The organism is Paracoccus solventivorans (assembly GCF_900142875.1).
In the GTDB taxonomy this organism is placed as follows: domain Bacteria; phylum Pseudomonadota; class Alphaproteobacteria; order Rhodobacterales; family Rhodobacteraceae; genus Paracoccus; species Paracoccus solventivorans.
Genome location: NZ_FRCK01000003.1, coordinates 409,708 through 423,937, shown reverse-complemented (window position 1 = coordinate 423,937; position 14,230 = coordinate 409,708). Strand labels below are relative to the sequence as shown.

The window sequence follows — 14,230 nt, the reverse complement described above, 5'->3', positions numbered from 1 at the left end:
CCTACCGCGCCTACCGCGCCCTACCGCGCCCTACCGCGCCCTACCGCGCCCTACCGCGCCCTACCGCGCCCTACCGCGCCCTACCGCGCCCTACCGCGCCCTACCGCGCCCTACCGCGCCCTACCGCGCCCTACCGCGCCCTACGGGTTGCGGCGCTCTCGCGGGATGTCAACACTCGGGCCTGGAGTGTCGCGTCTGGCTCTTCCAGCCACTATGCGCCGCTTTTGAAACGAGGTCTCCGGTCTGCTCCCCGAGCAGCCCCGGACACCCGTTTACGACTGCGCATTTTTCACGCTTCCCTCCGGCGGTCCCACGGGCCGGCGCCGTCACCCCGGATGCCCCTAACGCGACCCATTTTTACGCTAGCCTCAAACGTTTTCCGCTTCCCGGCGGTCCCGCAGGCCGGCGCCCTCGCCGTGAACGACCCGTCACGCCGCCCCATTCTCACGCCTGCCCCACGCCGTGCCTCGCTGGCCGGCGCCCCTGCCCCGAGCAACCCATCACGCCCACCCGCTTTTCCATGCTCCCGCCCATAGAGGAGCGCCCTCTCCAATCTGGACCTCGGAGCAACCGGCGCAGTTCTTCTCGTGACCGCCAATGCCCCGTCCTGCATGAAAACCCGGTGCGACCGGCCCCTCTCAGAGCATTATCTCCGCTAAACCTCGCAACTCTTTCATCTTGCTATAAATATCCCGAAAGCTCCCGAGCAGTAGAAGCAGGAGACGGATCGGAGAACCCCGCGACGCAGTTTCACGGACCAACCCGGCGCACCGTTTTCCACGAGCATGGCCGGCCACGCCCGGCTCCGCCCGCGCCGCCTGAACCGCCGCCGAAAACCTCGACCGCGCGGCTCCTCGCGCTACGGCATCGCCACCCGCCGGGCGATCACCACGCGCCGGGCCCGCCTGCCGACACGGCGAGAGGACAACCCACAGCGCCCGCGTCTTCGTCAGGATTGCCCCCGTCGCCGCGACCGGCTAGCCCGGCAGCATGAGCATCGTTTCCGCACCGCCGCGCCCGCCTGTTCCAGGGACTGCCGCTTCCGATCCCGAGCTGCTGCGCCGCGGCTTTGCCGGGGTGGACTGCTGGATCTTCGATCTGGACAACACGCTCTACGCCCCTGAACTCCAGCTGTTTTCCCAGATCGAAGCGCGGATGACCGCCTATGTCGCCCGGCTGCTGTCGGTGGATGCGGCCGAGGCCAGCCGGCTGCGCGCGCATTACTGGCGCGAGCACGGTACCACCCTGGCCGGGCTGATGGCGCTGCACCGGATCGACCCCGAGCACTACCTGGCCGAGGTGCATGACATCGACCTCGACGCGCTGGCGCCGGACCCGGCGCTGACTGCCGCGCTGTCGGCGCTGCCGGGGCGGCGAATCGTGCACACCAATGCCGATTCCGCCTATGCCGGGCGGGTTCTGGCCCGGCAGCAGCTGGTGTTCGACGCGATCCACGGCATCGGCGAGACCGGTTATCACCCCAAGCCCGACCCGCGGTCCTTTGCCGCAGTGCTGGACGCGCACGGGCTCGACCCCGCGCGCTGCGCCATGTTCGAGGACGATCCCCGCAACCTCGAGGTGCCGCATTCCCTTGGAATGCGGACGATTTTGGTAGGGGACGGCCGCCAAGGCCCCGACGCGCTGGCGGGGCGGGATCCGGGGCGGCATGTGCACTGGCGGACCCTGAATCTTGCCAGCTTCGTCGCGAGTCTTGCCGCCGCCCTTGCCGGCGTGGCAAGTTCGCGGCCGACCCTTTGATCGATCGAGGTTTCCGATGTCCCAGTCCGATTCTTCCGCCGCGGCCGCCGTCAACGACGCCCTGACCGGCGACGAAGACCTGCAGTCGCACGACGAGCGCGTGGTCGCCGGGCGCATCCTGATGATCCTGGCCATGGTGGTGGTGCTGGTCGGGGTGGCGGTGGCGCTGTTCGGCCTGCCGGCGCTGACCATGGCCGCGCTGGCCGCCACGGTCGTCGTCATGGGGCTGCTGATCGCCTACGCGGCCGGATTCTAGGCGCGCCGGTGGCGGCTACGCCGGACACCGTCGATGTCCTGGTCTCTGGCGGCGGCGTCGCCGGGCTGACGGCGGCTGCCGGTTTCGGGGCCGCCGGGCTGCGGGTGCTCTGCGTCGATCCGGCCCCGCCGGTCACCGAGGAAAGCGGTGCCGGCGCCGATCTGCGCACCACCGCGTTTCTGCAGCCCTCGATCGCGCTGTTCCGTCGCATCGGCCTGTGGGATCGGCTGCAGCCCCATGGGGCGCCGCTGCAGGTGATGCGGATCGTCGATGCCGGCGGCGCCGAGCCGCGGCCGCGGCTGACCCGCGCCTTTGACGCGGGCGAGATTTCCGACCAGCCCTTTGGCTGGAACCTGCCCAACTGGCTGCTGCGGCGCGAGATTTCGGCGCGGCTGGCCGAGCTGCGGGGGGTCGAGTTCCGCCCCGGTACCGCCACCGCGGGGCTGACCGCGCGCGAAGATGCGGCGCTGGTCGAGCTGTCGGACGGGTCGCGGCTGCGGGCGCGGCTGGTGGTGGCGGCGGACGGGCGCAATTCCCCCGTGCGCCAGGCGCTGGGGATCGGCGTGCGCACCATCCGTTACGGGCAAAAGGCGCTGGCCTTCGCGGTGACGCACGAGATCCCGCACCAGAATGTCTCGACCGAGATCCACCGCTGCGGCGGCCCCTTCACGCTGGTGCCCCTGCCCGACCGGGGCGGCAAGCCCTCGTCGGCGGTGATCTGGATGGAGCGGGGGGCCGAGACCGCACGGCTGCGCGCCCTGCCGCGCGAGGCGTTCGAGGTCGAGCTGAACGACCGCTCGGCCGGGGTGCTGGGGCGGCTGCAGCTGGCCACCGGGCTGACGGAATGGCCGATCATCAGCCAGATCGCCGACCGCTATACCGGCCCGCGCACCGCGCTGATGGCCGAGGCCGCCCATGTCGTGCCGCCCATTGGCGCGCAGGGGCTGAACATGAGCCTGGCCGATCTGTCGGCGCTGCTGGACCTGATGACCCCGGACCCGGGCGACGCCGCGGCGCTGGCCCGCTATGAGCGCGAGCGCCGCCCCGAGGCGCTGGCGCGGCTGATCGGCATCGACGCGCTGAACCGCGCCAGCATGATGGCGCCGCGACCGCTACGCGACCTGCGGGCGGCTGCGCTGGGGGGGCTTTACGCGCTGGCGCCGGTGCGGCGGGCGATGATGCGGGCAGGACTGGGGACGCGCTGAGGGCGGGGGACCACGCACCCTACCCTTCCGTCAAAGTTTCCGCCCGTACCTCACACACACCCATCCCCACCGTTCCAGCCCGCCGTGCGCGTGGGTCCCACGCACCGTCCCCATCCGTTACAGCTCCCGTAGGGTGCGTGGTCCCCACGCACCCTCCATCCCCACCGTTCCCGCCCACCGCGCGCGTAGTTCCCACGCACCTTCCCCATCCTGCACCGTTCCCGCCATCCTGCCGCCACAAACCACCCGTCGCGTGGTCCCCACGCACCGACGCCCCCCTTATCCCAGCGGGCCGGAGCGGCGTTCCTCGGACAGGACCACGTTGGCCTCGACCTGGCCCACGCCGGGCAGGGTCATGATGCGGCGGCGCAGGATGCGTTCGAAATCGGGGATGTCGCGGGCGATGATCCGCAGCCGGTAGTCGAAGCGGCCCAGCACATGCTGCACCGTCTGCACCTCGGGGATGGCGGTGACCGCGCGTTCGAAGGTTTCCAGTTCGGGGCGGCCCCGCGCGGCCAGCCGGATGCCAAGGAAGACCGAGACGGTGAAGCCCAGCGCGGCCTGATCCACGACGATGCGGCGGCCGGCGATGATCCCGCTGTCCTGCAGGCGGCGGATGCGGCGCCAGACCGCGGGCTGGGTCAGGCCGATCTCGCGCCCGATTTCGGCCGCGCCCAGCGTGGCATCGCGGGCCAGCAGCCGCAGGATGGCAAGGTCGGTGGCGTCGGTGTCCGTCATAGCGCCAGCTCTGCCGTGTCCTTGATGGTCGCGACCAGCATCAGCGGCTCAATGTCGGTGACATGGGGCAGGCCGAGGACGCGGTCGCGGTAGATGCGCTGCCAGTCCTCCATGTCGCGGGCGATGACCGACAGGCGGATGTCGACCGAGCCGAGGAAGGTCTGGATCTCGATCACCTCGGGCAGTTGCCGGGCGGCGGCGGTGAAGCGGTCGAAGGCGCGCGGCTCGGTCTTGTCCAGCGTGAAGCGCAGCGAAACCTCGACCGCATAGCCGAGCGCGCGCCAGTCGATCCGCGCCTCGGTCGCGCGCAGCACGCCGCGTTCGCGCAGCCGGTCCAGCCGGCGCCATAGCGTGGCGGTGGTGACGCCGGCGCGGTCGGCCAGCGTGGCATTGTCGGCCTGCGGGTCGGCGAGCAGGTGGCGCAGGATGCGACGGTCGGTATCGTCGAGCATGATTTTTTCAGTATAAGGTTTATATCCGCATGGATTTCGCAAGTATTCTGCTGATTTCGCGAAAATTGCAACCTCTGCACCTGAGCAGCGCGCTAGAAAGCCACCAGCAACCAAGGAGACCCCGATGCGCGTTTACTACGACCGCGATTGCGACGTGAACCTGATCAAGGACAAGAAGATCGCCATCCTCGGCTATGGCAGCCAGGGCCACGCCCATGCGCTGAACCTGCGCGATTCGGGGGCGAAGAACCTGGTCGTGGCGCTGCGCGACGGCTCGCCCTCGGCGGCAAAGGCCGAGGCCGAGGGGCTGAAGGTGATGGGCATCGCCGAGGCCGCCGCCTGGGCCGACCTGATCATGTTCACCATGCCCGACGAGCTGCAGGCCGAGACCTACAAGAAATACGTCCACGACAACCTGCGCGACGGCGCGGCGATCGCCTTCGCCCACGGGCTGAACGTGCATTTCGGCCTGATCGAGCCGAAGCCTGGCGTCGACGTGATCATGATGGCGCCGAAGGGCCCCGGCCACACTGTGCGCAGCGAATACACCAAGGGCGGCGGCGTGCCCTGCCTGGTGGCCGTCCACCAGGACGCGACCGGCCGCGCCATGGACATCGGCCTGTCCTACTGCTCGGCCATCGGCGGCGGGCGTTCGGGGATCATCGAGACCAACTTCCGCCAGGAATGCGAAACCGACCTGTTCGGCGAGCAGGCGGTTCTGTGCGGCGGGCTGGTCGAGCTGATCCGCATGGGCTTCGAAACCCTGGTCGAGGCCGGGTATGAGCCGGAAATGGCCTATTTCGAATGCCTGCACGAGGTGAAGCTGATCGTGGACCTGATCTACGAAGGCGGCATCGCCAACATGAACTATTCGATCTCGAACACCGCGGAATACGGCGAATACGTCAGCGGCCCGCGCGTGCTGCCCTATGAGGAAACCAAGGCGCGGATGAAGGAAGTGCTGCGCGACATCCAGACCGGCAAGTTCGTGCGCGACTTCATGCAGGAAAACGCCGTCGGCCAGCCGATGTTCAAGGCCACCCGCCGCCTGAATGACGAACACCAGATCGAGCAGGTCGGCGAGAAGCTGCGCGCGATGATGCCCTGGATCTCCAAGGGCAAGATGGTGGACAAGGCGCGCAACTGATCGCGTCGCTGCCGGACCGGGGCTCTGCCCCGGACCCCGGGATATTTACAGACAGAAGATCAAGGGGCGCTTCGGCGTCCCTTTTTCTTACAGGTCGTTGTGGGCGTTCAGCAGCTCGGCGGCGCTGACGGTGCGGCCGGTGGGCAGGCGGCACAGATCGGCGCGGCGGCCCTTGTCCATGCGCAGGATGACGGTGCCGCCGCTGCGCTGGCAGTAATGCGCCGCCGGGTCGACCAGCGCCGCCGCCGCCCCGGTGGCCGGGGGTTTCGGCGCGGGCGTGCCGCAGGCGGCAAGCAGCAAAAGCGCCGGGGTCAGCGCGGCAAGCGGTGTCGGCAGGCGGGTCATGGCGGTGATCCTTTCGTCGTGCGCGGCCCAGACTGCCGCCCCCGGGGCGGCGGGGCAAGATGCGCGGCTATTCCTCGGTCACGTCGATCACGCCCTCGACCGCGCGCAGCGCCTGCCGCATCCGCGGGGTGACCGGGACATTCTCGGCCACCTCGACGTCATAGACGGTGTTGCCGTCGCGCACCCGCATCAGCAGCGGCCCCCTGCCCTTGGCCGAGACCGCGATTTCCGCGCTGGCCTCGCGCAGCCGGTCGAGCACCGCCAGCGCGGTGCGCGCGTCCCCCACCTCGACCGCCAGCTGGCCGGAACCCGCGTCGGCCACCGCATCCTCGAGCGCCTGCACCCCGCGCGCCAGCATCTTGACCTGATCGCCCGAGGGTTCCGCGTTCACGGTCAGCAGCACGTTCATGCCGGGTTCCAGCAGCGACCGATGCGCGTCGAGCACGTCGGAGAACACCGTCGCCTCGTAGAGCCCGGTGGGGTCCGACAGGGTGACGAAGGCATAGCGCGTGCCCTTGGCGGATTTCTTTTCCGCCCGCGCCGCCACGGTGCCGGCGATCTGGGCGACCAGCGGGCCGTCGGCGGCCGCAGCCTCGACCTCGGCCAGCGTCATCGCGTTCTTGCGCTTCAGCGCCGCCAGATAGTCGTCCAGCGGGTGGCCCGAGAGGTAGAAGCCGACCGCCAGCCGTTCCTCGGCCAGCTTCTCGGCCGGCATCCAGACCGGGGCCAGCGCCGGGCGCGGCGGCGGCAGATCCTCGCCGCCCCCGAACAGCGAGGACTGGCTGGACTGCGCGGCCTCTTGCACGGCCGAGGACCAGGCGACCAGCCCGTCCAGCGATTTCAGCACCCGCGCCCGGTTCGGCTCCAGCATGTCGAAGGCCCCGGCGCGGGCCAGCATCTCCAGCGCCCGCTTTCCGATCTGGCGCATGGGCACGCGGCGGGCAAAGTCGTGCAGATCGGCAAAGGGCCGGTCGCCGCGGGCCGCGACCAGCACGCGCATCGCCTCGACCCCGACGTTCTTGAGCGCGCCCAGCGCATAGACGATGCGCCCCTGGACCACGCTGAAGCGGGGCTGGCTGCGGTTGACGCAGGGCGGGATCACCTCGATCCCCATGCGGTCGACCTCGCGCCGATAGATCGCCAGCTTGTCGGTCAGGTGGATGTCGCAGTTCATCACCGCGGCCATGAACTCGACCGGGTGGTTCGCCTTGAGCCAGGCGGTCTGGTAGCTGACCACCGCATAGGCCGCGGCGTGGGATTTGTTGAACCCGTAGTTGGCGAATTTTTCCAGCAGGTCGAAGACTTCGCCGGCCTTCTTCTCCTCCACCCCCTGCGCCTTGGAGCCCTGGACGAACTTGGGACGCTCCTTGGCCATTTCCTCGGCGATCTTCTTGCCCATGGCGCGGCGCAGCAGGTCGGCGCCGCCAAGGCTGTAGCCGGCCATGACCTGCGCGATCTGCATCACCTGTTCCTGATAGACGATGATGCCTTGGGTTTCGGCCAGGATATGGTCGATCGACGGGTGGATGGATTCCAGCGGCCGCAGCCCGTTCTTGACCTCGCAATAGACCGGGATGTTTTCCATCGGGCCGGGCCGGTAAAGCGCCACCAGCGCCACGATATCCTCGATGCAGGTGGGGCGCATCCGGCGCAGCGCGTCCATCATCCCCGAGCTTTCCACCTGGAACACCGCGACCGTGCGGGCGCTGGCGAACAGGCGATAGGTGGGCTCGTCATCCAGCGGGATGGCGTTGATTTCGTCGACGGCGCCCGCGGGGGGCTCGTAAAGCCGGCGCCCGTCGGCCGCGACATGCAGGTGCCGGCCGCCGGCGCGGATCAGGTCGACGGCGTTCTGGATCACCGTCAGGGTCTTGAGGCCCAGGAAGTCGAACTTGACCAGCCCGGCCTGTTCCACCCATTTCATGTTGTATTGCGTGGCCGGCATGTCCGAGCCGGGGTCGCGGTACAGCGGCACCAGCCGGTCGAGCGGCCGGTCCCCGATCACCACCCCGGCCGCGTGGGTCGAGGCGTTGCGCAGCAGCCCCTCGACCTGGGCGGCATAGTCCAGCATCCGGGCGACGTTTTCCTCGGCGTCGCGGGCTTCGCGCAGGCGCGGCTCGTCGGCCAGCGCCTTGGTGATGGACACGGGCTTGACGCCCTCGACCGGGATCATCTTGGACAGCTTGTCGCGCTGGGGGAAACCCATGCCCAGCACGCGGCCCACGTCGTGCACCGCCGCCTTGGACAGCAGCGCGCCAAAGGTGATGATCTGGCCCACCTTGTCGCGGCCGTATTTCTCCTGGACGTAGCCGATCACCTCTTCGCGCCGGTCCATGCAGAAGTCGATGTCGAAGTCGGGCATCGACACCCGTTCCGGGTTCAGGAAGCGTTCGAACAGCAGCGAATAGCGCAGGGGATCAAGGTCGGTGATGGTCAGCGCATAGGCCACCAGCGAGCCCGCGCCCGAGCCGCGGCCGGGGCCCACGGGAATCCCCTGCCCCTTGGCCCATTTGATGAAGTCGGCGACGATCAGGAAATAGCCGGGGAAGCCCATCTGCTCGATGATCCCCAGCTCGAAATCCAGCCGTGCGTGATAGTCCTCGACAGTGACGGCGTGGGGAATGACGGCCAGCCGGGCCTCCAGCCCCTCGCGCGCCTGGCGGCGTAGCTCTTCGACCTCGTCATCGGCGAAGCGCGGCAGGATCGGCTTGTGACGGCTGACCGCAAAGGCGCAGCGGCGGGCGATCTCGACGGTGTTGGCGGTGGCCTCGGGCAGGTCGGCGAACAGGGCCAGCATCTCGGCCGCGGATTTGAAGTCGTGGTTGGCGGTCAGGCGGCGGCGGGGCGCGGACTGGTCCACCATCGCGCGTTCGCGGATGCAGATCAGCGCGTCATGGGCGCCGAACATCGCGGGATCGGGAAAATACACGTCGTTGGTGGCGACCAGCGGCAGGTCCAGCGCATAGGCGAGGTCGATCATCCCCCCTTCGCTGGCGGCCTCGGCCGGCATCAGCTGGCCGTTGTCCTGCATGTGGCGCTGCAGCTCCACATACAGCCGGTCGCCGAACATCCCCGCCAGATCGCGCAGATGCGATTCGGCATCCGCCAGCTTGCCCCCCGCCACCAGCTGCCCCAGCGGCCCGGTCGCGCCGCCGGTCAGGCAGATCAGCCCGGCCGAACGCTCGGCCAGCTCTTGCATGGTGACATGCGGGAAATCGCGCGGCGGCGTCACGTAAAGGCAGGTGGACAGCGCCATCAGGTTCATCCAGCCCGCCTGGTCCTGCGCCAGCAGCACCACCGGCGCGCAGGCCGCCCCCGCGTCCAGCGTGATCTGGCAGCCGACGATGGGCTGCACGCCCTCGTCCAGCGCCTTGACCGAGAACTCCAGCGCCGCGAACAGCGCGTTGGTGTCGGTCAGCGCCACCGCCGGCATCCCCTGCTTCGCGGCCATCCCCGGCAGTTTCTTGACGGGAATCGCCCCTTCCAGCAGCGAATGTTCGGAATGGCAGCGCAGGTGGATGAATTTGGGCTGGTCGGTCATGGCGGCGAACCTAGCACCTGCGGGCCGCGCGTGCGAGGTGGCGCGCGCGCTTTCCCTGCGCTATGCGGGCGCGGCGATTTGGCCGGAACCGGCGAAGACAGTCTAAACCGCAGCCGGGGTAATGCGGTGCGGATTGGGCGATTGTGCAAGGGCGGAAACAGGCTAACCTGCCAAAAACACAACGGGGATGGCGTGACTGACGAACTGTTCCGGGCCGAGGGCCTGTCCAAGACCTACCCCGGGGTGCGCGCGAACGACGAGGTGTCGTTTTCCGTCGCCGCGGGGGAAATCCACGCGCTTCTGGGCGAGAATGGCGCCGGGAAATCGACGCTGGTCAAGGCGATCTACGGGCTGATCCGCCCGGATGCGGGGCGGATGTGGCTGGGGGGCGTCCCCCATGCGCCGTCAGACCCCCATGCGGCGCGCGCGGCGGGCGTGGGCATGGTGTTCCAGCATTTCAGCCTGTTCGACGCGCTGACCGTGGCGGAAAACATCGCGCTGGGGATGGATGCGCCGCCGCGCCGCGCCGACCTGTCGCGCCGCATCGCGCAGGTCAGTGCCGCTTATGGCCTGCCGCTGAACCCGGCGCGGCGCATCGAATCCCTGTCGGCGGGCGAACGGCAGCGGGTCGAGATCGTGCGCTGCCTTCTGGGCAATCCGCGGCTGCTGATCATGGACGAACCGACCAGCGTGCTGACCCCGCAAGAGGCCGAGATCCTGTTTGCCACTCTGCGCCAGTTGGCCGCGCAGGGCACCGCGATCCTCTATATCAGCCACAAGCTGGACGAGATCCGCACCCATTGCGACCGCGCCACCATCCTGCGGCAGGGCCGCGTGGTGGGCACGGTGAACCCGCGCGACCATTCCGCCCGCGAGCTTGCGGCGATGATGGTGGGCGCCGAAATGCGGCTGGTCGACCGCTCCGGCCGGCAGGCGGGCGCGGTGGTGCTGACGGTCGCCGGGCTGACCTCGGCCCCCGCGACCGAGGGGACCTCGCTGCAGGATGTCGGCTTCCAGATCCGCGCAGGCGAGATCCTCGGCATCGGCGGCGTCGCCGGCAACGGGCAGGAGGAGTTGATCGCCGCGCTGTCGGGCGAGACCACCGGCCGCCCCGGCACCGTGGTGCTGGACGGCCACGACCTGTCCGCGCAAGGCCCCGAGCCGCGCCGCCGCGCCGGGCTGCTGGCCGCGCCCGAGGACCGGCTGGGCCATGCCGCCGTCCCAGAGATGAGCCTGACCGAAAACGCCATCCTCACCGGCGCCACCCGCCAGCAGCTGCAAAGGCGCGGCGTCATCGACCACCGCGCCGCCCGCCGCTTTGCCGAAACCATCATCGCCGATTTCGACGTGCGCACCCCCGGCCCCGCCACCGCCGCCGGGGCGCTGTCGGGCGGCAATCTGCAGAAATTCGTCATCGGCCGGGAAATCCTGCAGGCACCGCGGGCGCTGGTGGTGAACCAGCCGACCTGGGGGGTGGACGCGGGCGCCGCCGCTGCGATCCGGCAGGCGCTGCTGGACCTGGCCGGGCGCGGCGCCGCGGTCGTCGTCATCAGCCAGGACCTTGATGAACTGCTGGAGCTGTCGGACCGTTTCGCCGCGCTGAACGCCGGCCGGCTGTCGGCGCCGGTCGCGACCGAGGGGCTGACGCTGGAACAGATCGGCCTGATGCTGGGCGGCGCCCATGGGATGGAGGTCGCCCATGTTGCGGCTTGAACCCCGGGCCGCGACGCCGTGGTGGCTGGCCGTCGCCTCTCCGCTGATGGCGGTGGTGGCGACGATGGTGGCGGGGGGCGTGCTGTTCGCGCTGATGGGTTTCGACCCGGTGGCCTCGATCCGCACCATCTTCTGGGACCCGCTGTTCGGCCCCGCCTCGGGCTATTCCCGCCCGCAGCTGCTGGTCAAGGCCGGGCCGCTGATCCTGATCGCATCGGGCCTCGCCATCGGCTTCCGCGCCGGCATCTGGAACATCGGGGCCGAGGGGCAATACATCATCGGCGGCATCTGCGGCGCGGCGGTGGCGCTGGCCGCCTATCCGGCCGAAGGGGCGTGGATCTTTCCGGCCATGGTGCTGGCGGGCGCAGCCGGGGGCTGGGCCTGGGGGATGATCCCGGCGACCCTGCGCAACTGGACGGGGGCCTCGGAAATCCTGGTGTCGCTGATGCTGGTCTATGTGGCGCAGCGGGTGGCGGCGTGGATGGCGTTCGGCCCGATGCGCAGCCCCGAGGGCTTCGGGATGCCCGGCTCGCGCAACCTGCAGCATTACCCCTCGGCCGCGAACCCGGAACTGATGGCGGGCACCGGCGCGCATTGGGGGGTGGTCGCCGCGGCGCTGGCGGTGCTGGCCACCTGGTTCCTGATGAGCCGCCATATTCGCGGTTTCCGCATCCGCGTGGCCGGGCTGGCGCCGCGGGCCGCGCGCTTTGCCGGCGTGCGCCCTGAAACGCTGGTGGCGTTCTGCCTTGGCCTGTCGGGCGCGCTGGCCGGGATGGCGGGGCTCTTCGAGGTCTCGGGCCCCGGCGGGCAGATCACCGACAGCTTCGGATCGGGCTACGGCTTCACCGCCATCATCGTGGCGTTCCTGGGCCGGCTGCATCCGCTGGGGATCCTGCTGGCCGGGCTGCTGCTGGCGCTGACCTATATCGGCGGCGAGCTCGCACAGCTGATGCTGCAGCTGCCCGCCGCCACCGTGCAGGTGTTCCAGGGGATGCTGCTGTTCTTCCTGCTGGGCTTCGACACGCTGACCCGGTACCGCCTGCGCTGGAGGGGAACGAAATGATCGGCTGGACCACCTTGCTGCTGCTGATGTCGGCGGCCACCCCGATCCTGTTCGCCGCCCTGGGCGAGGCCATTGCCGAGCGCTCGGGCGTACTGAACCTGGGCGTCGAGGGGATGATGATCACCGGCGCGCTGGCAGGCTTTGCCGCCGCCCATGCCACCGGCAGCCCGCTGGCCGGCTTTGTCGCGGGGGCAGCCGCGGGGGCGGCGATCTCGCTGATCTTCGGGGTGCTGACCCAGTATCTGCTGACCAATCAGGTCGCCACCGGGCTGGCGCTGACCATGTTCGGGCTGGGGCTGACCGCGATGTTCGGCCGCCCGTACGAGGGCGTGAAAGCACCCTCGATGCCCGGCGGGCCGCTGGGGGTGAACTGGGCGATCTGGCTGGGGCTGGCGCTGGTGCCGCTGACCTGGTTCGTGCTGAACCGCACCCGCCGCGGGCTGATCCTGCGCGGGGTCGGCGAAAACCACGACGCCGCCCATGCGCTTGGCTACAAGGTGCGGCTGGTGCGGCTGGTGGCCATCGCCATCGGCGGCGCCATGGCCGGGATCGGCGGCGCCTATGTCTCGATCGCCACCGTGCTGCAATGGACCGAGGGCATGACCGCCGGCGCCGGCTGGATCGCGCTGGCCATCGTGGTCTTTGCGGGGTGGAGCCCGTGGGGCGTGCTGGCCGGGGCCTGGCTGTTCGGCGGCGTCGCCGTGCTGCAGCTGCGGCTGCAGGCGGCCGGGGTGGCGGTGCCGGTGCAGCTGCTCAGCATGGCGCCCTATCTTGCCACGATCGTCGTGCTGGTGATCATATCCGCGCGGCAGAAATACCGCGGCCGCGGCAGCGCCGCGCCCGGCTCGCTGGGGCGGCCGTTCCACGCTACAAGATGACAACGACCCGACAGAGGAGACTCCGATGAACCGCAGAACCCTTTTGGCCTCGGCCGCCGCACTGGCGCTGATGGCGATGCTGCCCCCCCTGCCGGCACGGGCGCAGGGCACCCCCATCCCCGAGGGCGAAAAGCTCAAGGTCGGGTTCATCTATGTCGGCCCGGTCGGCGACGGCGGCTGGTCCTATCAGCACGACCTGGGCCGCAAGGCGATCGAGGCGCATTTCGGCGACCGGATCGAGACCAGCTATATCGAGAACGTCCCCGAGGGCGCCGATGCCGAGCGCGCGCTGACCCAGCTGGCGCTGGCCGGCAACAAGCTGATCTTCGCCACCAGCTTCGGCTTCATGGACGCGGTGATCAACACCGCCGCCAAGTTCCCCGACGTGAAGTTCGAGCACGCCACCGGCTACAAGCGCGCCGAGAACGTCGCCACCTATGACGCCCGCTTCTACGAAGGCCGCGCCGTCATGGGCACCATCGCCGGGATGATGACCAAGACCAACAAGATCGGCTTCATCGGCTCGTTCCCGATCCCCGAGGTGATGCAGGGCATCAACTCGACCTTCATCCACGCCCGCAAGGTGAACCCGGATGTCGAGCTGAAGGTGGTCTGGGCCTATACCTGGTTCGACCCCGCGAAAGAGGCCGACGCCGCATCGGCGCTGCTGGCCGAGGGCGTGGACGTGATCCTGCAGCACACCGATTCCACCGCCCCGCTGGCCAAGCTGCAGGAAAAGGGCGGCATCGGCTTTGGCCAGGCCTCGGACATGGCGGCGTTCAAGCCCACCCCCCGGGTCAGCGCCATCATCGACAACTGGGAGCCCTATTACATCAAGCGCGTGGGCGAGGTGTTGGACGGCACCTGGGCCTCGCACGGCGTCTGGCTGGGGATCAAGGACGGCGAGGTCGGCATCGGCGAGATCACCGAGGCAGTCCCCGCCGAGGTCAAGGAAGCAGCCGAGGCCGTGCGCGACCAGATCGCCGGCGGCTATCACCCGTTCACCGGGCCGCTGAACAAGCAGGACGGCAGCGCCTGGTTGGCCGAGGGCCAGACCCCCACCGACGAAGAGCTGGCGTCGATGGATTTCTTCGTCGAGGGGATCACCGCCCAGATCCCGCGCTGATCGAGCAG

Annotated in this window: 12 protein-coding genes; 8 read left to right on the top strand and 4 right to left on the bottom strand. The window is 69.5% G+C overall.

Going from position 1 to position 14,230, the window contains the following annotated elements; genetic code table 11:
* Positions 1–990 precede the first annotated feature (990 nt).
* The 3 genes from BUB57_RS07770 to BUB57_RS07760 are packed head-to-tail and all read left to right on the top strand — an operon-like array spanning position 991 to position 3,219.
* Positions 991–1,758, top strand: coding sequence for a pyrimidine 5'-nucleotidase (locus BUB57_RS07770; protein ID WP_084732023.1), 768 nt, complete (start codon positions 991–993; stop codon positions 1,756–1,758).
* 16 nt (positions 1,759–1,774) lie between these two features.
* Entirely contained in the window at positions 1,775–2,014 is a 240-nt protein-coding gene (locus BUB57_RS07765) for a hypothetical protein (protein ID WP_073064663.1), read from the top strand.
* An 8-nt stretch (positions 2,015–2,022) separates the two neighbouring features.
* Positions 2,023–3,219, top strand: a complete 1,197-nt coding sequence (locus tag BUB57_RS07760; RefSeq protein WP_073064660.1) for a UbiH/UbiF family hydroxylase — start codon at positions 2,023–2,025, stop codon at positions 3,217–3,219.
* Between the two features lie 279 nt (positions 3,220–3,498).
* On the opposite strand, the gene BUB57_RS07755 is transcribed toward BUB57_RS07760, so the two are convergent.
* Positions 3,499–3,957 carry an Lrp/AsnC family transcriptional regulator gene (locus BUB57_RS07755; RefSeq protein ID WP_073064657.1) on the bottom strand — a complete coding sequence of 153 codons (459 nt, stop codon included), beginning with the start codon at positions 3,955–3,957 and terminating at the stop codon, positions 3,499–3,501.
* Entirely contained in the window at positions 3,954–4,409 is a 456-nt protein-coding gene (locus BUB57_RS07750; protein WP_073064654.1) for an Lrp/AsnC family transcriptional regulator, read from the bottom strand. The genes BUB57_RS07755 and BUB57_RS07750 overlap by 4 nt, the downstream gene beginning before the upstream one ends.
* A gap of 124 nt (positions 4,410–4,533) precedes the next feature.
* Here BUB57_RS07750 and ilvC point away from each other — a divergent pair, with 124 nt between their 5' ends.
* A complete protein-coding gene (ilvC, locus tag BUB57_RS07745; protein WP_073064651.1) occupies positions 4,534–5,556 on the top strand; it encodes a ketol-acid reductoisomerase in 1,023 nt (340 codons plus the stop codon).
* 87 nt (positions 5,557–5,643) lie between these two features.
* On the opposite strand, the gene BUB57_RS07740 is transcribed toward ilvC, so the two are convergent.
* Positions 5,644–5,901, bottom strand: a complete 258-nt coding sequence (locus BUB57_RS07740; protein WP_073064647.1) for a DUF333 domain-containing protein — start codon at positions 5,899–5,901, stop codon at positions 5,644–5,646.
* 67 nt (positions 5,902–5,968) lie between these two features.
* Positions 5,969–9,442, bottom strand: coding sequence for a DNA polymerase III subunit alpha (gene dnaE / locus BUB57_RS07735; protein ID WP_073064644.1), 3,474 nt, complete (start codon positions 9,440–9,442; stop codon positions 5,969–5,971).
* 192 nt (positions 9,443–9,634) lie between these two features.
* On the opposite strand from dnaE, the gene BUB57_RS07730 reads away from it, so the two are divergent.
* Genes BUB57_RS07730 through BUB57_RS07715 form a run of 4 tightly spaced genes read left to right on the top strand, consistent with a single transcriptional unit; the run spans position 9,635 to position 14,222 of the window.
* Positions 9,635–11,155: an ABC transporter ATP-binding protein gene (locus BUB57_RS07730; protein ID WP_073064640.1), complete on the top strand. Its 1,521-nt coding sequence runs from the start codon at positions 9,635–9,637 to the stop codon at positions 11,153–11,155.
* Positions 11,142–12,218 (top strand): ABC transporter permease, encoded by a 1,077-nt coding sequence (locus BUB57_RS07725; RefSeq protein WP_073064636.1) that lies wholly within the window; start codon positions 11,142–11,144, stop codon positions 12,216–12,218. Before BUB57_RS07730 ends, BUB57_RS07725 begins: the two co-directional genes overlap by 14 nt.
* Complete coding sequence (locus BUB57_RS07720; RefSeq protein WP_073064633.1) at positions 12,215–13,096, top strand: ABC transporter permease; 882 nt, start codon at positions 12,215–12,217, stop codon at positions 13,094–13,096. Before BUB57_RS07725 ends, BUB57_RS07720 begins: the two co-directional genes overlap by 4 nt.
* A 25-nt stretch (positions 13,097–13,121) precedes the next feature.
* Positions 13,122–14,222 carry a BMP family ABC transporter substrate-binding protein gene (locus BUB57_RS07715; RefSeq protein ID WP_073064630.1) on the top strand — a complete coding sequence of 367 codons (1,101 nt, stop codon included), beginning with the start codon at positions 13,122–13,124 and terminating at the stop codon, positions 14,220–14,222.
* Positions 14,223–14,230 lie beyond the last annotated feature (8 nt).

What these genes read in the sequence shown, in the direction of transcription:
- BUB57_RS07770 (WP_084732023.1), top strand. Translation starts at nt 991, where the DNA reads ATGAGCATCGTTTCCGCACCGCCGCGCCCGCCTGTTCCAGGGACTGCC.
- BUB57_RS07765 (WP_073064663.1), top strand. Translation starts at nt 1,775, where the DNA reads ATGTCCCAGTCCGATTCTTCCGCCGCGGCCGCCGTCAACGACGCCCTG.
- BUB57_RS07755 (WP_073064657.1), bottom strand. Translation starts at nt 3,957, where the DNA reads ATGACGGACACCGACGCCACCGACCTTGCCATCCTGCGGCTGCTGGCC.
- BUB57_RS07750 (WP_073064654.1), bottom strand. Translation starts at nt 4,409, where the DNA reads ATGCTCGACGATACCGACCGTCGCATCCTGCGCCACCTGCTCGCCGAC.
- ilvC (WP_073064651.1), top strand. Translation starts at nt 4,534, where the DNA reads ATGCGCGTTTACTACGACCGCGATTGCGACGTGAACCTGATCAAGGAC.
- BUB57_RS07740 (WP_073064647.1), bottom strand. Translation starts at nt 5,901, where the DNA reads ATGACCCGCCTGCCGACACCGCTTGCCGCGCTGACCCCGGCGCTTTTG.
- dnaE (WP_073064644.1), bottom strand. Translation starts at nt 9,442, where the DNA reads ATGACCGACCAGCCCAAATTCATCCACCTGCGCTGCCATTCCGAACAT.
- BUB57_RS07725 (WP_073064636.1), top strand. Translation starts at nt 11,142, where the DNA reads ATGTTGCGGCTTGAACCCCGGGCCGCGACGCCGTGGTGGCTGGCCGTC.
- BUB57_RS07720 (WP_073064633.1), top strand. Translation starts at nt 12,215, where the DNA reads ATGATCGGCTGGACCACCTTGCTGCTGCTGATGTCGGCGGCCACCCCG.
- BUB57_RS07715 (WP_073064630.1), top strand. Translation starts at nt 13,122, where the DNA reads ATGAACCGCAGAACCCTTTTGGCCTCGGCCGCCGCACTGGCGCTGATG.